Annotated in this window: 14 protein-coding genes; 10 read left to right on the top strand and 4 right to left on the bottom strand. The window is 62.0% G+C overall.

Annotation, left to right across the window (positions count from 1 at the left end):
• Nucleotides 1-36 precede the first annotated feature (36 nt).
• Together VWY34_RS05905 and VWY34_RS05910 are read left to right on the top strand one after the other, a co-directional pair.
• Nucleotides 37-720: a glutathione S-transferase gene (locus VWY34_RS05905; RefSeq protein ID WP_416544615.1), complete on the top strand. Its 684-nt coding sequence runs from the start codon at nucleotides 37-39 to the stop codon at nucleotides 718-720.
• A 144-nt stretch (nucleotides 721-864) separates the two neighbouring features.
• Nucleotides 865-2,367 (top strand): YifB family Mg chelatase-like AAA ATPase, encoded by a 1,503-nt coding sequence (locus VWY34_RS05910; protein WP_416539958.1) that lies wholly within the window; start codon nucleotides 865-867, stop codon nucleotides 2,365-2,367.
• Nucleotides 2,368-2,388: 21 nt separating this feature from the next.
• Here VWY34_RS05910 and gshB read toward each other — a convergent pair whose 3' ends face one another.
• From gshB to rsmI, 3 genes are all read right to left on the bottom strand, one after another.
• The gene (gene gshB, locus VWY34_RS05915; protein WP_340547332.1) at nucleotides 2,389-3,321 is read right to left on the bottom strand and encodes a glutathione synthase; all 933 of its coding nucleotides are present in this window, start codon (nucleotides 3,319-3,321) and stop codon (nucleotides 2,389-2,391) included.
• 97 nt (nucleotides 3,322-3,418) lie between these two features.
• Entirely contained in the window at nucleotides 3,419-3,775 is a 357-nt protein-coding gene (locus tag VWY34_RS05920) for a YraN family protein (RefSeq protein ID WP_340547531.1), read from the bottom strand.
• A 50-nt stretch (nucleotides 3,776-3,825) separates the two neighbouring features.
• The gene (gene rsmI, locus VWY34_RS05925) at nucleotides 3,826-4,686 is read right to left on the bottom strand and encodes a 16S rRNA (cytidine(1402)-2'-O)-methyltransferase (protein WP_416536677.1); all 861 of its coding nucleotides are present in this window, start codon (nucleotides 4,684-4,686) and stop codon (nucleotides 3,826-3,828) included.
• An 84-nt stretch (nucleotides 4,687-4,770) separates the two neighbouring features.
• Between rsmI and VWY34_RS05930 the strand changes: the two genes are divergently transcribed.
• The 3 genes from VWY34_RS05930 to murJ are packed head-to-tail and all read left to right on the top strand — an operon-like array spanning nucleotide 4,771 to nucleotide 10,281.
• Nucleotides 4,771-5,943, top strand: a complete 1,173-nt coding sequence (locus VWY34_RS05930) for a penicillin-binding protein activator (protein ID WP_340547334.1) — start codon at nucleotides 4,771-4,773, stop codon at nucleotides 5,941-5,943.
• Entirely contained in the window at nucleotides 5,903-8,731 is a 2,829-nt protein-coding gene (locus VWY34_RS05935; RefSeq protein ID WP_340547335.1) for a [protein-PII] uridylyltransferase, read from the top strand. The genes VWY34_RS05930 and VWY34_RS05935 overlap by 41 nt, the downstream gene beginning before the upstream one ends.
• Complete coding sequence (gene murJ, locus VWY34_RS05940; protein ID WP_416544616.1) at nucleotides 8,728-10,281, top strand: murein biosynthesis integral membrane protein MurJ; 1,554 nt, start codon at nucleotides 8,728-8,730, stop codon at nucleotides 10,279-10,281. Before VWY34_RS05935 ends, murJ begins: the two co-directional genes overlap by 4 nt.
• A gap of 146 nt (nucleotides 10,282-10,427) precedes the next feature.
• On the opposite strand, the gene bhcR is transcribed toward murJ, so the two are convergent.
• The gene (bhcR, locus tag VWY34_RS05945) at nucleotides 10,428-11,252 is read right to left on the bottom strand and encodes an HTH-type transcriptional regulator BhcR (protein ID WP_416544617.1); all 825 of its coding nucleotides are present in this window, start codon (nucleotides 11,250-11,252) and stop codon (nucleotides 10,428-10,430) included.
• A gap of 210 nt (nucleotides 11,253-11,462) precedes the next feature.
• Between bhcR and bhcA the strand changes: the two genes are divergently transcribed.
• From bhcA to VWY34_RS05970, 5 genes are all read left to right on the top strand, one after another.
• Nucleotides 11,463-12,653 (top strand): L-aspartate--glyoxylate aminotransferase BhcA, encoded by a 1,191-nt coding sequence (gene bhcA / locus VWY34_RS05950; protein WP_416544618.1) that lies wholly within the window; start codon nucleotides 11,463-11,465, stop codon nucleotides 12,651-12,653.
• On the top strand, nucleotides 12,653-13,627 hold the full coding sequence (bhcB, locus tag VWY34_RS05955; protein ID WP_416539961.1) for a beta-hydroxyaspartate dehydratase BhcB: 975 nt from the start codon (nucleotides 12,653-12,655) through the stop codon (nucleotides 13,625-13,627). Before bhcA ends, bhcB begins: the two co-directional genes overlap by 1 nt.
• A gap of 41 nt (nucleotides 13,628-13,668) precedes the next feature.
• A complete protein-coding gene (gene bhcC, locus VWY34_RS05960; protein WP_416544619.1) occupies nucleotides 13,669-14,832 on the top strand; it encodes a 3-hydroxy-D-aspartate aldolase BhcC in 1,164 nt (387 codons plus the stop codon).
• 86 nt (nucleotides 14,833-14,918) lie between these two features.
• Nucleotides 14,919-15,911: an iminosuccinate reductase BhcD gene (gene bhcD, locus VWY34_RS05965; protein ID WP_416544620.1), complete on the top strand. Its 993-nt coding sequence runs from the start codon at nucleotides 14,919-14,921 to the stop codon at nucleotides 15,909-15,911.
• Between the two features lie 344 nt (nucleotides 15,912-16,255).
• Nucleotides 16,256-17,302 carry a TRAP transporter substrate-binding protein gene (locus VWY34_RS05970; protein WP_340547342.1) on the top strand — a complete coding sequence of 349 codons (1,047 nt, stop codon included), beginning with the start codon at nucleotides 16,256-16,258 and terminating at the stop codon, nucleotides 17,300-17,302.
• The last annotated feature ends 77 nt before the right edge of the window (nucleotides 17,303-17,379 follow it).

The following is a 17,379-nucleotide window of genomic DNA, read 5'->3' on the forward strand; positions in this document are numbered from 1 at the left end:
GTTTGAGAATGACTTGAGGCGCGCTAACCTCGCGACATGACATATCAACTCTATATCGGTGATCGCAAGTATTCCAGCTGGTCGTTGCGCGGCTGGCTGATGCTGGAAAAATTCAACCTGCCTCATGAGGTCTCGCTGGTCGAGATGTTCTCGGGCACCATGGCGGAGAAGATGGCGGCACTGGCCCCGGCACGGCTGCTGCCGACGCTGCAATTGCCGGATGGCACGGTGATTGGTGAAACCGTCGCCATCGCCGAAACGCTGGCGGAACGGCACCCGGAGGCTGGCATGTGGCCGCAGGATCCGCGCCAGCGGGCAACGGCACGCTGGCTGGTGGCCGAGATGGCCTCGGGCTTTGGTGCGCTGCGCAGCGCCTGCCCGATGCAATTGGCACATATCTATCAGGGGTTTGAACCCTCTGACGCGGTGCTGGCAGATCTCAAGCGGATTGAAACACTGTTCGCCCATGCACGCGATGTGTCCGGCAGCAAGGATGGTTGGCTGTTTGGCAGCTATTCCATCGTGGATGCGTTCTATGCGCCGGTGGCGGCTCGCATCGTCGGCTTTGATCTGCCTGTTTCGGACGAGATGCGTGCCTATTGCCGCGTCACCCTGTCCGATCCAGTGCTGCGCCGCTGGCAGGACCGCATTGACGAGGTGAGCTATGCAACCGATCCCTACCCGATTGATCTGCCGCGCAAACCCTGGCAGCTGAGCTGACCTCACTGTCCCCGGCATCGCCCCGGCGCCCCCTGGCATCAGGGTGAATAAAACGTAAAACCGCAGCGGCATCGCCGGTGCGTTAACGACTCCGAAACCACGTTGGCCAAGCATCTCTCCCCACCCAAAGCGGAAAGGGGAGAGATGATTTCGCGCGCCTATACCGTTGCGTTTCAAGGCGTCGAGGCCCGCCCGGTAGAGGTGCAATGTGCGGTCGCACCCGGCTTGCCTGCCTTCTCCATCGTCGGCCTGCCGGACAAGGCAGTCAGCGAGGCCCGCGAGCGGGTCCGATCGGCGCTGGCGACGATGTCGATTGCCCTGCCCTCGCGCCGGATCACAGTAAACCTGTCGCCTGCCGATCTGCCCAAGGAGGGCAGCCATTTTGATCTGCCGATCGCGCTGGCGCTGCTGGCGGCGATTGGGATCATCCCGCCCGAGGCGGCCTCTGAGACCATTGCCCTGGGCGAGCTGTCGCTGGATGGCAATCTGGTGCCGGTGGTGGGTGCCCTGCCTGCCGCCATGGCCGCCGCCAGCGAAGGACGGCGGCTGCTCTGCCCGAAAGCCTCGGGTGCGGAGGCGGCCTGGGTCAGCGATGCGACGGTGATCGCGGCGGGCGGTCTGGCGGATGTGGTGGCGCATTTCACCGGGCAGATGGTGATCCCCCCCGCCGCCCCCGGCGAGGTGATTGATCCCCCTGCGGGGAAGGATCTGCGCGATGTGAAGGGGCAGGAACGGGCCAAGCGCGCGCTGGAGATTGCCGCGGCCGGTCGACATCATCTCTATATGGTCGGCGCGCCGGGATCGGGGAAATCCATGCTGGCGGCGCGGCTGCCCTCGATCCTGCCGCCGCTAAGCGCGGCCGAAGCACTGGAGACCTCAATGATCCAGTCGCTTTGCGGGTTGATCGACGAAGGCGGCATTCGGCGCAGCCGCCCCTACCGCGAGCCGCATCACACCGCCTCGATGGCGGCCATTGTCGGGGGCGGGCGCAGGGCGCAGCCGGGCGAGATCAGCCTGGCGCATAATGGTGTGCTGTTTCTTGATGAGCTGCCGGAATTCAGCCGGGCAGTGCTGGAGACGCTGCGCCAGCCGTTGGAAACCGGCCATGTGAATGTGGCACGTGCAAATGCCCATGTCAGCTACCCGAGTCGGTTCATGCTGGTGGCGGCGGCCAACCCCTGCAAATGTGGCGCGCTCAGCGATGCCAATCGCGCCTGTGCAAGGGCGCCGCAGTGTTCGGCGGATTATCTCGGCCGTATCTCCGGGCCGCTGATGGACCGGTTCGATCTGCGGGTGGATGTGCCGCCGGTCGGCTTTGCCGATCTGGACCTGCCGGGTGATGGCGAGACCTCGGCGGAGGTGGCCGTGCGGGTTGCCATCGCGCGGGAGGTCCAGGCCAGCCGCTACCGCCAACATCCCCAGCTGCGGCAGAATGCCGATGCCGAGGGCCAGCTGCTGGAGGAGGTGGCGACGCCCGACAGCGAAGGTCGGGCCCTGCTGTTGCAGGCGGCGGACCGGTTCGGGCTGACCGCGCGTGGCTATCACCGGGTGCTGCGCATCGCCCGCACCATCGCCGATCTGGATGGGGCGCCGGATGTCCGCCGCCCCCATATCGCCGAAGCGATCAGTTTTCGGATTGCCGCCTGAGGCGTGTTCTCACGCGAGAGCTCAGAGCTTGGCTTCGATCGCCTGCCAGATCTTCTCGGCGATATTGACGCCGTCGAAGCGTTCCAGCTCCTGAATGCCGGTCGGCGAGGTCACGTTGATCTCGGTCAGGTAGTCGCCGATCACGTCGATGCCGACAAAGACCTGCCCTTTTTCGCGCAGCAATGGCCCGATGGCGGCGCAGATTTCGCGGTCGCGGTCGGTCAGGCCGATTTTCTCCGGCCGGCCGCCGACATGCATGTTGGAACGGGTTTCCCCCGCCGCAGGCACCCGGTTGATTGCGCCGACGGCTTCGCCATCGACCAGGATCACCCGTTTGTCGCCATTGCTCACATCCGGCAGGAATTTCTGCACGATCAGCGGCTCGCGGCTGAAGCCGGTGAACAGCTCATGCAGCGAGGTCAGGTTGCGGTCGTCGCGGTCCAGCCGGAACACGCCGGCACCGCCGTTGCCGTAGAGCGGCTTCAGAATGATATCGCCATGTTTTTCCTTGAACGCCTTGATCGTCTCAAGATCGCGGGCAATGGCGGTGGGCGGCGTCAGCTCCGGGAAATCCAGAACCAGCAGTTTCTCCGGGTAGTTACGCACCCAGAAGGGATCATTGACCACCAGCGTCTGACCCTTCAGCCGGTCCAACAGATGGGTCGAGGTGATATAGTGCATGTCAAAGGGCGGATCCTGCCGCAGCCAGACCACGTCGAAGTCGCTCAGGTCGACTTCGCGACGCGGACCCAGCTCCGCCGGGTGTCCGGCCACGCGCTGAACGGTCATATCATGACCGCGCGCGGTGATGCGGCCCTCCTGATAGGCCAGCTGGTCGGGGCCATAGAAAAACAGGCTATGCCCGCGCGCCTGCGCTTCCTCAGCTAGGCGAAAACTGCTGTCGGCATTGATATCAACGTCGGTGATCGGGTCCATTTGAAAGGCGATTTTCATAATGTCAGTCCCTCATGACATGGGCAAAATGACATGGGCAAACCGCCCACGCCGAATACATGACCCAGCTTGGCGACAGGTTCAATGGCAGAGACGCTCAACCCTGACCGTAGGCGTTTTCCATCACCTCAACCCTGCCGGTGCCATCAACCACCGCCACATCCAGCCGCGACTCGGTCAGCTGCCCGGCGGGCTCGCCGGCCAGAAACCCGGCGGCGCTGGTCATCATGCGCTGCATCTGGGTGCTGTTGATGCGGGCGATCGCCTCATCGCGGCTGACGCTGTGCTTGACCTCGACAAAGACCACCATCGCCCCAAGCCGCAGGATCAGGTCGATTTCGGCGCCACCGCCGCGCCAGCGGCGCGCCGCGACCGTGTATCCCCCGCGTTCATAAAACCGGGCGACCAGCTCTTCCGCGGCGTATCCGGCGTGATGGGATCTAGATCCACGCAGCCCGCGCGCAGAGGGCCGTCCGGGCGGGGTATCTGCCCGCCCAGCCATGCTCAGCCTGCGTCCTTGGCCATGTCGAGCGCCAATTGATAGATCTTGCGGCGCGGCAGATTGTGCATTTCGGCAACGATGGAGGCGGCGTCTTTCACGGAGTTGTCCTTTAGGGCGGCGCGCAGATCGCTGTCGAGATCGCCATCGCTGACACTGGCGCCGCGCGCACGGTCCACCAGAACCACAATTTCGCCTTTCACCGGGGATTGTTCCAGCCCTTCGGCGAGGGTCAGCAGGGTATCGCGGCGCACCTCCTCGAATTTCTTGGTGATTTCACGGCAGAGCGCCGCCGGCCGATCGCCCAATACGCCCGCCATGTCGCGCAGCGAGGCTGCAATCCGCTTGGGCGATTCGTAAAACACCAGCGTGCCGGGGACGGCGGCCAGCTCCTCCAGCCGTTTGCATCTTGCGCCACTGGCGTTGGGCAGAAAGCCTGCAAAGAAAAACGCATCCGTTGGCAGTCCGGCCAATGTCAGCGCCGCCAGCGCCGCAGAGGCGCCGGGCGCAACCGTGACCATATGCCCGGCCTCGGCGGCGGCGCGGCTGAGATCATAGCCCGGATCGGCAATAAGCGGCATACCCGCCTCGGAGGCATAGGCCACGGACTGCCCCGCCTCCAGCGCCGCCAGAAGCCGTCCTCGCGCGCCAGCGCCGCTGTGATCGTGATAGGCCACGATCTGCCGCCCATTGAGCGGAACACCGTGGATTTCCATCAGCTTACGCAGAGAACGGGTGTCCTCGGCGGCGATCATGTCGGCGGAGGCCAGCACGTCAAGCGCCCGCAAAGTGATGTCGCGCGCGGTGCCGATGGGCGTCGCGACGAAGTAGAGCCCGCATGGCAAATGGACGATCTTGTGATTCACGCTGGACCCGCCTTGTTGGTCGTTTATGATCCCTCAGGTACCAACACGGCGTACGCCGCCGGACAAGGGAGTTTCAAGTCCATTATGTTTGCTGTTTTTCAACACGCCCGCAAGGCGGCACTGGCCGCTGCAACCGTTGTTTCGACGCTGGCACTGGCCGCCTGTGACACCTTGCCGACTGGCAGCGGGCCGTCGATCAACACGACCAAACCCGTTCCGGTCGCCCTGTTGGTTCCGCGTGGCTCGGCGCAGCCCGGTGACGCGCTGCTGGCCAAGAGCCTTGAAAACGCTGCCCGCATGGCGATCGCCGATCTCAACGGGGCGCAGATCGACCTGCGGATCTATGACACCGCCGGCGTACCGCAGCAGGCCGCAACCGCAGCAACCACCGCGATCAACGATGGCGCGCGGATCATCCTGGGGCCGGTCTATGCCGAGGCCGCAAATGCCGCAGGTCTGGTCGCCGCACAACGCAACGTCAATGTGCTGGCGTTTTCCAACAACACCGCCATTGCCGGCGGCAATGTCTTCATCCTCGGGCCGACCTTTGACAATACCGCGCGACGCCTGACCAGCTATGCCAGCCGTCAGGGCAAGGGCAATATGGTGATCGTCAGCGGCAGTGACCCCGCAGGTCAGGCCGGCCGCGTGGCCATCGAACGTGCCGCCGCCGGGACCGGAGCAAATATCAACGGCTCCGTCAGCTATGAACTGTCGCAGCAGGGCGTGATCAACGCGATCCCGACGATCCGGTCAACCGTCGCCAGCAGCGGCGCGCAGTCGGTGTTCCTGACGGCAAATACCGCAGGCGCCCTGCCCCTGCTGACGCAGCTGATGCCCGAAGCCGGTGTCGATCCTGCGGTAACGCAGTATATCGGCCTCACCCGCTGGGATATCCCGGCGCAGACGCTGGCCCTGCCGGGTGTGCAGGGTGGCTGGTTCGCAATGCCCGACACCAACCGGTCGCAGCAGTTCCGCAGCCGCTATCAGGCCAGCTATGGCGCCGCGCCGCATCCGATCGGTGGTCTGGCCTATGATGGGATTGCCGCAATCGGTGCGCTGGTGAGTGCCGGCAAATCCGACGCGCTGACCGGCGCGGCACTGACCCGTGGCAATGGGTTCCAGGGCACCGGCGGCATCTTCCGCCTGCGCCCCGATGGCACCAATGAACGCGGCCTTGCGGTTGCGACAATCCAAGAACAGAAGGTTGTGGTTATTGACCCAGCTCCCAGCAGCTTCGCCGGTGCCGGATTCTGATCCAGCGCTGCCGGACACCGTCCATCTGCCACCCTTGCTGGGGCCGCTGATCTGCGACCCCGGCAAAATTTTTGACGCCGTTGCCGTGCGCGCCGCCATCACCGCCCTGTCGCGGGATTGCTCAGCGGCGGAGCTGCGCGCTGGCGTTGTGAAAATCCTGCGCGAGGCCAATCTGGCCGGGCGCGCCGCCATCGCCGAGGCCTTTGCCGAGGAGCCCTTTGCGGCGCGGGCGCTGACCCGGTCTTATGTCTATCTGACCGATGGGCTGGTTACTGCCGCCTATTTCACCGCCACCAGCCTGCTGCATCCGCTGGCCAACCCGACCCAGGGCGAGCGGATCGCGGTGATTGCCGTTGGCGGCTATGGCCGTGGTGAAATGGCACCGCAGTCCGATGTGGATCTGCTGTTCCTCACCCCCTACAAGATCACCGCCTGGGCCGAGAGCGCGATTGAATCGATGCTCTATATCCTGTGGGATCTGCGCCTGAAGGTGGGCCATTCGAGCCGCACCATCCGTGACTGCATCCGTCTGGGGGGCGAGGATTTCACCATTCGCACCGCCATGCTGGAACAGCGGTTTCTGGATGGCGATGCCGGGCTTGCGGCTGATCTGGATCGGCGGCTCAATGCGGAGCTGTTTTCCAAGGACGCCCGCGATTTCGTCGAGGCCAAGCTGGCCGAGCGCGATGCGCGCCACCTGAAACAGGGCGAACGCTATGTGGTGGAACCCAACGTCAAGGAAGGCAAAGGTGGGCTGCGCGACCTGCAATCGCTCTATTGGATCGCCAAATACCTGTACCAGGTGCAGGATGTCGCCGAACTGGTGCCGATGGGGCTGTTCAGCCCGGAAGAGCTGGATTCCTTTGCCAAGGCGGAAAATTTCCTCTGGGCAGTGCGGGCGCATCTGCATCTGCTGACCAAACGCGCCACCGAGCAGCTGAGTTTCGACCTACAGGTCGAGGTCGCCGCCCGTATGGGCTATGAGGATCGGGCTGGTCGCCGCGCCGTCGAGGTCTTCATGCAGGAGTATTTCCGCCACGCCACCAAGGTGGGTGACGTGACCCGGATCTTTCTCACCAAACTGGAAGCCACCCATCAGAAGAGCGAGCCGCTGCTGGAGCGGATTTTCCGCCGTCGCCCGAGGGTCAAACCCGGCTATGTGGTGGTGCACAACCGGCTGGATGTCTCTGATCCCGAAGCCTTCTGCGCGGATAAGCTGAACCTGTTGCGGATCTTTGAGGAGGCGCTGCGGACGGGGATGCTGATCCACCCGGATGCCATGCGGCTGGTCACTGCCAGCCTGCATCTGGTCGACGACGAGATGCGCAACGACAAGGAAGCGCGGCGGATTTTTCTGGATCTGCTGCTGAAACACGGCAACCCGGAACGCGCGCTGCGGCGGATGAACGAACTGGGGGTGCTCAGCGCCTTTGTGCCCGAATTCGAGCCGATCGTGGCTATGATGCAGTTCAATATGTATCACTCCTACACAGTGGATGAGCACACCATTCAGGTGATCTCCAACTTTGCCGCCATCGAGCGGGGCGAGCTGGAGGACGAGCTGCCGCTGTCCTCAACCGTGATCCGCAAGGGGGTCAATCGCAAGGTGCTGATGGTCGCCATGCTGCTGCATGATATCGGCAAGGGGCGCGAGCAGGATCATTCGATCCTGGGGGCACAGATTGCCCGGCGTGTGGCGCCCCGACTTGGTCTCAACAAAAGCGAAAGCGAAACCGTTGAATGGCTGGTGCGCTATCACCTGCTGATGTCGGATATGGCGCAGAAACGCGATATTGCCGATCCGCGCACGGTGCGCGGCTTTGCCAAAGCGGTAAAGACGATCAAGCGGCTGGACCTGCTGCTGCTGCTGACGGTCTGCGACATTCGCGGCGTCGGGCCGGATACATGGAACAACTGGAAGGCCGCGCTGCTGCGGGCGCTTTATAACCAGACCCGCGAGGCGCTGGAGAATGGCGTGGAGGCGCTGAACCGCGCCCATCGCGGCACCGAGGCCAAGAAGGCCCTGCGCGCCGCCCTGCCCGACTGGCCCAAGGCCGATCTGAAGATCGAGACCGCCCGCCACTATGACCCCTACTGGCAGGGGCTGCATGTGACGGCCCATATTGATTTTGCCGAGATGCTGCGCGAACTGACCGATCTGGACGACCCGGGAGGGGTGATCATCCGCCTGCACCCCGATGAGGATCGCGACGCCACCCGCGCCTGTTTCTCGATGGCCGATCACCCCGGCATCTTTGCCCGGATTGCCGGCGCGCTGGCACTGGTGGGCGCGAATGTGGTGGATGCGCGGTCCTATACCACCAAGGACGGCTATGTGACGGATGCCTTCTGGATCCAGGATTCCGAAGGTCACCCCTATGAGGCCGCCCGGCTGCCGCGTCTGCGCGAGATGATCCACAAGACCCTGAAGGGCGAGGTGATCACCGGCGAGGCGCTGAAATCGCGCGACAAGATCAAGAAGCGCGAGCGGGCGTTTAACGTGCCGACGCATATCACCTTTGATAATGATGGCTCGGAGATCTACACGATCATCGAGGTCGACACCCGCGACCGCCCCGGTCTGCTCTATGATCTGGCGCGCACACTGGCGGGGGCCAATATCTATATCGCCAATGCGATCATCGCGACCTATGGTGAGCAGGTAGTCGATGCGTTTTATGTGAAGGATATGTTCGGGTTGAAATACTACTCCGAATCCAAACAGAAATCGCTGGAGGCCAAGCTGCGCAACGCCATCGCCGAAGGGGCAAAGCGGGCCGGATCATGAAGCCGATCAAACTGCTGTCGGGCTTTCTCACCGTCGGATTCTGGACGCTGGCAAGCCGCATCCTGGGGTTTCTGCGTGAAATCCTGATCACCGCCTATATCGGGCCGGGTCCGTTGATGGATGCCTTTGTGGCCGCTTTCCGGCTGCCGAACATGTTCCGCCGCTTCTTTGCCGAGGGCGCGTTCAACGCGGCTTTTGTGCCGATGTTTGCCAAGCGACTGGAGAGCGGCGAGGATCCGCAGGGGTTTGCGCAGGAGGCGTTTAACCTGCTGGCGGTGACCGTGCTGCTGCTGGTGGGGATTGGCATGGTGTTCATGCCGGCCCTGGTCTGGGCCACCGCGGGCGGTTTTGTTGGCGATGCGCGGTTTGATCTGGCGGTGGGCTACGGGCAGATCGTCTTTCCCTATATTCTGTTCATGTCGCTGGCGGCGCTGTTTTCCGGCGTACTGAATGCCACCGGTCGGTTTGCGGCGGCGGCGGCGGCGCCTGTCTTGCTCAATATCTTTGCCTGCGCGGCCATGGTGGCGGGCGCGGTGCTGGGGGGCGAGGTGATCACCTGGCTGGTCTGGACCATTCCGGTTGCAGGGGGTGCACAGCTGGCGCTGGTGTGGATCGCCGCCAGCCGGACCGGTATCCGCCTGCGCCCCGGCCTGCCGCGCTGGACCCCGCGCATGAAGAAGCTCGTCCGTGTGGCGCTGCCGGCAGCACTGGCGATGGGGGTCACGCAGATCAATCTGGTGGTCGGCCAGCAGGTGGCCTCTGACATTGAAAACGCGGTGAGCTGGCTGTTTGTCGCCGATCGCCTCTATCAGCTGCCGCTGGGGGTGGTGGGGATTGCGATTGGCATCGTGCTGCTGCCGGATCTGTCGCGCCGTCTGCGGGCGGGGGACGATGCGGGCGGGCGCGATGCGTTTTCCCGTGCCGGGGAATTTTCGCTATTGCTGACCCTGCCCTCGACTGCGGCGTTTCTGGCGGTGCCTGTTGTGCTGGTGTCGGTCCTTTATGAGCGTGGCGCCACCGGGGCCGAGGATGTGGCCGCCATTGCGCTGGCGGTGGCGATCTACGGCGCGGGCCTGCCGGCATTTGTGCTGCAAAAGGTGCTACAACCGCTGTTCTTTGCCCGCGAGGACACCCGTTCGCCATTTCGCTATGCGCTGGTGGCGATGGTCATCAATGCCGCTCTTGCCTTTGGTCTGAAACCCTATCTGGGCTGGATCGCCCCCGCCATCGCGGCGACGGTGGCGGGCTGGGCGATGGTCGCCTGCCTGTGGCTGGGGGCCCGCCGTATGGGAGAGGTCGCGCGGTTCGATCAGCGCTTCTACGACCGGAGCCTGCGCATCCTGGCGGCCTCCGCCATCATGGGGCTGGCGCTATTCGGCGTGGTACAGAGCTTTGGCTGGCTGTTCTACCTGCCCAGCTGGCGCTACCTCGCACTGCTGGGCCTGATCGTGCTGGGCGCGGTGGTCTATTTCGGCGTCGGCCAGATCATCGGGGCGGTGCGCCTCGGCGACCTGAAACGCTCCGTCCGCCGGGGCGGCGACACGGGGTGACGGGGGTGCGGCCGGTGCGTCGGTAGCCCCCGCCAAGTTGGGTTCTGGCAGAGGTTCGTGTTGCTGCGCATCGCGCTGGTTGGTGAGATGCGCGGCAAGAGAGCTGGGCAGAGAGCCCATCGCAACCGGCGCTGCACTCATCCGGATCAGATCTGCTCCGGGATAACCCCACCGCTCCTGAGGGTAATTTCGGCGGCGGCCTTGGAGACCGCTGCGCCGAACTGTGCAACATGCGCGTCATCAAACCTGATGCTTGGGCCTGAAATTGACACACCGGCACAGGGTTTGCCGAATTCATCAAAGATCGCGCTGCCTATGCACGACATGCCTTCGTAGCGCTCTTCGCTGTCAAAGGACCAGCCACGCGCGCGGATCTGCGCAAGATCCTCGAACAGGGATTTCGGGCCGGTATGGGTATTGGCCGTGAATTGCTGCAGGCCCGCTTTTGTCAGCAACTGGGTGACTTTCTCTTCTGACAGCTGTGACAGAATGGCCTTACCGGTGCCGGAGGCATGCATGGCCGTGCGCGTGCTCGGCGGGAAGAACGCGCGGATCGGATTATGTGTTTCTACCTGCCCGATAAAGACAACCTCCGCGGCGGCGGGCACCGCCAGATTCGCAGTCTCGCCGGTCTGCTCCATAAGCAGCTGCATGACGGGGCGCCCGATCTCGGCAAGGTTTCTGCGTTTCAGAAAGGACGAGCCGGTGCGAAAGGCCTCGATCCCTATGAGCCAGTCCTGGCGGTCTTCATCGAAGGTGACGAAGTTGTGCTTTTGCAGGGTCATCAGAATGCGATGGGTCGTGGCTGTGGGAACGCCGACGGTCAACGACAAATCCGTCAGCGTCAGACGATCCGCGCGTGCAATGGCTGTCAGCACACCAAGGGCACGATCCAAAGACTGAAGCGTGCCTGCACTGCTTTCGGTGAATTGTGACTTCGGTCTGCCACGGGACCGTTTCTGTTTTTGCATCGTCATTCCTGGCTCATACCTCGCGATGTCTCAAAGGTATCGAAGTGAAAAATATTTTCAAGACGAACAGGGGTCGGGATATGAAAAATGTAAAATTCATCAATATCAGTGGTTAAGTGAATATTCTCCAATACTGGAAATCTTTTTCAAGAAAATTGCAGCAAGTCTTCGAACTGGTAATATTAACTTACCAAAGCGGAGAATCGAGTGATGTCAGATCAAAATCCAGTCTTTATTCCAGGCCCCACCAACATTCCCGGGAGGCTCTTGTCGGCGATGCATGTTCAGACGCGGGACCACCGCGCTCCGGATTTTGTCAGCACGTTTGCACCGGTTCTGGAGGGCACAAAGAAAGTGTTTGGTTCGACGAATGGCAAGATCATCACCTTTCCCGCAAGCGGGACCGGTGGCTGGGAGGCCTCTGTCACAAATACCCTCAGCCCCGGCGATACGGTTCTCGTGGCGCGCTACGGCATGTTCAGCCACCGCTGGATCGACCTGTGCCAGCGTCATGGCCTGGATGTTCAGATCATCGAATGCGCCTGGGGTACCGGTGCGCCCGCCGAGAAATTCGAAGCCGTGCTGAGCGCAGACAAGGACCATAAGATCAAGGCCGTTCTGGTCACCCACAACGAGACAGCGACCGGCGTGCGGTCGGACATCGCGCGCGTTCGCAAGGCGATGGACGCCGCCAGCCACCCGGCGATGCTGTTTGTGGATTGCGTCAGCTCGCTGGCGTCGATGGAGTTCCGCTTTGACGATTGGGGCGTGGATATCGCGGTATCCGGGTCGCAGAAGGGCTTCATGCTGGCCACCGGCATGGCCATCCTGTGTGTCAGCCCAAAAGCGCTGGCTGCAATGGCAACCGCCACATTGCCCCGTACCTTCTTTGATTTCCGCGACATGATGGCGGCCAACGCCTCAGGCGGATTTCCCTATACGCCGCCGTTGCAGCTGATTTACGGCATGGGCGAAAGCCTGAAGATGCTTTTTGAAGAAGGGCTGGAGAATGTTTACGCCCGCCACTTCCGGCTGGCGGAAGGCGTGCGCCGCGCGGTTCAGGCATGGGGGCTGAAGCTGGTCGCCCAATCGCCCGAGCTCTACTCGGACACGGTGAGCGCGATCTATGTGCCAGAGGGGTTCGACAGCAATGCGCTGACCGAGCACGCCTTTGACGCCTACGGCGTGTCCTTCGGGATTGGGCTGGGCGAGATGAACGGCAAGGCCTTTCGCATCGGCCATCTGGGCAGCCTGACCGACGTCATGGTTCTGTCCGGTCTTGCCACCATAGAGATGGCGATGGCCGATCTCGATTATCCGGTCCAACTCGGCAGCGGGGTGACTGCCGCACAGGAGTATTTCCGCAGCACCCATGCAACCGCAGCCAAAGCGGCCGCGTGATGAAGGATATCCAACCCATGTATATCCCCACCTACGAGGACATGCTGGCCGCGCATGAGCGGATCAAGCCACATATCCGCCGTACACCGGTTCGGACGTCGGATTACCTGAACGAGATCGCCGGGTGCGACCTGTTTTTCAAGTGCGAGAACTTTCAGGAGCCGGGTGCTTTCAAAGTGCGCGGTGCCTCGAACGCCGTATTCGGCCTTGATGATGACCAGGCGGCAAAGGGTGTTGCGACGCATTCCTCGGGCAACCATGCTTCCTGCCTGAGCTATGCGGCGATGTTGCGGGGCATCCCGTGCAATGTGGTCATGCCGCACACCGCGCCACAGGCCAAGAAAGACACGGTGCGCCGCTACGGCGGCAAGATCACCGAATGTGAGCCCTCTACCACCTCGCGCGAGGAGACCTTTGCCAAAGTGCAAAGCGAAACTGGCGGTGACTTCGTGCACCCCTATAACGACCCGCGCGTCATCGCTGGCCAGGGGACCTGCTCGAAAGAATTCATGGAACAGACCGGTGGTCTCGATATGGTTGTGGCCCCGATCGGTGGCGGCGGCATGATTTCGGGAACCTGCCTGACCCTGTCGACACTTGCGCCGGAAACCAAGGTGATCGCGGCCGAACCCGAACAGGCCGACGATGCGTTTCGCAGCTTCAAGGCCGGATATATCATTGCCGATGACGCACCCAAGACCATTGCGGACGGGCTGCTGGTGCCGCTCAAGGACCTGACCTGGCACTTCGTTTCGACCCATGTGTCCGAGATTTACACAGCCTCCGAGCACGACATCATTGATGCGATGAAGCTGGCCTGGAAGCACCTGCGGGTGGTCATGGAGCCATCATCGGCGGTTTCGCTCGCAACGGTTCTCAAGAACCCGGAGGCCTTCAGGGGCAAGCGCGTCGGCCTGATCATAACCGGTGGCAATGTCGACCTCGACAAGCTGCCCTGGCTGACCGCCGCCTGATCTCAATCATCTTACTGAAATCCCGACAGAGGAGCACGGACATGAAGGACATGACCAATCTCGACGCATTCGAAGTGGGCTACGACATCCCGGCCAAACCGGGCATGGATGAGGCTGACATACAGACCCCATGCCTTGTGCTGGATCTGGACGCGCTGGAGCGCAACATCAAGAAGATGGGCGACTATGCCAAGGATCACGGTATGCGTCACCGCACCCACGGCAAGATGCACAAGTCGGTCGACGTGCAGAAGCTTCAGGAAGAGCTCGGCGGCGCCTGCGGTGTCTGCTGTCAGAAGGTCTCTGAAGCTGAGGTCTTCGCCCGGGGTGGTATCAAGGATATTCTGGTATCGAACCAGGTGCGCGACGCCGCCAAGATCGACCGTCTTGCGCGTCTGCCGAAGCTGGGCGCCCGCGCGATCTGTTGTGTCGATGATATCGACAATGTGGCTGACCTTTCGGCTGCGGCCAGGACGCATGGCACCCAGATCGAATGCCTCGTCGAAATTGACTGTGGCGCAGGACGCTGTGGCGTGTCGAGCACGCGCGATGTCGTGGAAATCGCCAAGGCCATCGACGCCGCAGAAGGTCTGAAATTTGCCGGCATCCAGGCCTATCAGGGCGCGATGCAGCATCTTGACGACTATAACGAGCGCAAGGCGAAGATCGACGTTGCGGTGGCCATGGTCAGGGATGCGGTCGACACGCTGAAAACCGAAGGCCTGGAGTGTGACATCGTCGGTGGCGGCGGCACCGGATCTTATTACTTCGAGTCGAACTCGGGTGTTTACAACGAATTGCAATGTGGCTCCTACGCCTTCATGGATGCCGACTATGGCCGCATCCTCGGCAAGGACGGCAAGCGCATCGACGCTGGGGAATGGGAGAACGCCTTGTTCATCCTGACCACGGTCATGAGCCACTCCAAGGCCGACAAGGCCATCGTGGATGCAGGCCTTAAGACCCAGTCCGTGGACAGTGGGTTGCCCTTTATCTACGGCCGCGACGATGTCGAATATCTCAAATGTTCGGATGAGCATGGCGTTGTCGCAGATCCCGGTGGAGCCCTGAAGGTCAACGACAAGCTCCGGCTCGTGCCAGGTCATTGTGACCCGACCTGCAACGTCCATGATTGGTATGTCGGCGTGCGGGGCGGCAAGGTCGAAACCCTCTGGCCCGTCTCAGCCCGCGGCAAAGCCTATTAACGCCAGCCCTCCTCCCACTGGCGCGCGGGGTGCGGCGTGGTGCTAGACGCCGCCCCCGCAAAATGAACTCACAAAGGAACAAGACGATGACCAACCCGACTGACACCGATGGATTGCTGATTGTCAGCGAGGAGATCTGCGCAAAAACCGTCAGCCGTGCTGATGCTTTTGACGCGGTAGAGGCTGTTTTTGGCGCCATGGCGCGCGGAGACGCTTACAATTTCCCGGTGATCCGCGAGGCGATCGGATACGCCGATGCGCTCTATGGGTTCAAATCGGGTTTTGACCGGGCGGGGAAATCTCTGGGTGTGAAATCCGGTGGCTTCTGGCCCGGCAACATGGACAAGGGGCTGACCAACCACCAGTCCACCATCTTTCTGTTTGATCCAGATACCGGTCGTCTTCAGGCGCTGGTCGGTGGCAACTACCTGACAGCAGTCCGTACCGCGGCCTCGTCATCCGTCTCAATTGCTCATCTGGCGCGACAGGACGCCAGAGTCCTTGGCATGGTGGGCGCAGGTCATCAATCCACCTTTCAGCTTCGTGCCGCTGCCGAACAGCGCGATTTCGAGAAGGTCGTTGCCTGGAACCCGCATCCCGACATGCTGCCGCGTCTGGGCGCCGTGGCTGAAGAGCTGGGTCTGGAGTTCGAAGCCGTAACGCAAGAAGAGCTGGGCGCGCAGGCGGATGTGATCATCACCATTACATCGGCGTTTGAACCGCTGTTGATGGCCGACTGGATCAAGCCCGGCACCCATATTGCCTGCATGGGCACAGACACCAAGGGCAAGATGGAAGTGGACGCGGCGCTCTTTGGCAAGGCCACCGTCTTTGCGGATGAGATCGCCCAGTCGATCACCATTGGCGAGGCGCAACATGCAATCGCATCCGGGCTGATCGACGAAGCTGAGATCACACCCATCGGTGCCGTGATCAACGGCGACCATCCGGGCCGCAGCAGTGACAGTGAAATCACTGTGTTTGATGGCACCGGTGTGGGCCTTCAGGATCTGGCCGTCGCCTCGGTCGCGGCGCGGATCGCTGATGAAAGAAATCTGGCGACACGCGTCGCTTTGTAAAAGCGGCCCTCCGGTGAAGAGATCGGAGGCTCGGACGCGGAGGGTGCGGCCCAACCGGACCACGCTGTCGAAATCGCCGGGGATGTCGGGGCCGGCAGACCGCTGGATCCGGGAAAGTCAGATGCGGGTCAAAAATATGTTTGATCGCCGTTGCCTGCTGACCCTGACCAGAGTGTTCCCTTTGGAAGCACCCGCAAAACCACGCGCACCCGGTCGGGTGCGCGCCCAATCTCGACAGGTTTCAAGATGCCTTGCGAGGCGCACATGGCCGGGACGTGATCCCCGGCTTACCCAACCGGGTCTGCAAAAAGATCCGGACACATGTCATCAAGGAGGAAAACGACATGAAGAAAGTAGCAACAGCTCTCGCCGCAGCGGCTCTGGCCGCGGCACCGGCCTTTGCCTCAGACAAAATTCTGCTGAAAACGCCGGTCGCCTTTTCAACTGAACTGCCTGGGCTTGGCACACCGATCGTTCGCGTGTCGGAGGATCTTGCGGCTATCTCAGGTGGAGCCATCAAGATGAAGGTCTACGAGCCCGGCAAGCTGGTTCCGGCGTTTGAGATTCTTGATGCGGTGTCATCCGGCAAGATCAACTCGGGCTTTGCCACCGCTGGCTACTGGGCCGGCAAGATTCCGGCAGCGCCGTTGTTCTCGGCTGTCCCATTCGGCCCCGAAGCAGGCGAATACATGGCCTGGCTCTACTACGGCAATGGCATGGATCTGTATCAGGAGATGTACGATCAGGCCGGTTTCAACGTCAAAGTTCTTCCCTGCACCATTATTGCACCGGAAACCTCGGGGTGGTTCGCTGAAGAAATCACATCGGTTGAACAGCTGAACGGCCTGAAGATGCGCTTCTTCGGTCTGGGCGGCAAAGTCATGCAGAAACTGGGCGTTGCCACATCCCTGCTGCCCGGCGGTGAGATCTTCCCGGCCCTGGAAAAAGGGGCAATCGACGCCACCGAGTTCTCGATGCCCGCCATCGACCAGCGTCTCGGTTTCCACAAACTGGCGAAGTACAATTACTTCCCCGGCTGGCATCAGCAGGCCACCATCTTTGAACTGATCATCAACAAGGATGAATGGAACGAGCTGAACCCGACCTTGCAGGCCCAGATTGAGCTGACCTGCCGTGCGCAGATGACCGAGAGCTTTGCCGAAGGTGAGGCGATCCAGTTTGCAGCGATGCAGAAGAACGTCGATGAAAACGGCGTGACCATTGTCGACTGGACACCCGAGATGCTGGACGTCTTCCGCGCGACCTGGACCGAGGTGGCCGAGGAAGAAGCCGCAAACGATGAGTTCTTTGCAAAGGTATACGCCGACCTGAATGAGTTCAGCGAAGGCTACGCCCTGTGGAAAGCCCACGCATTCCTGCCACGCCAGTAACACATCTAACCCGGACCGGCTTTGCGGTCCGGGTTTTTGATCTGATCGGGGGAGGCCCGGTTCAGGGGAGGAAAAGA

Origin of the sequence: Phaeobacter sp. JH20_02, assembly GCF_048056915.1 — a bacterium.
GTDB classification, from domain to species: Bacteria; Pseudomonadota; Alphaproteobacteria; order Rhodobacterales; family Rhodobacteraceae; genus Phaeobacter; species Phaeobacter bryozoorum.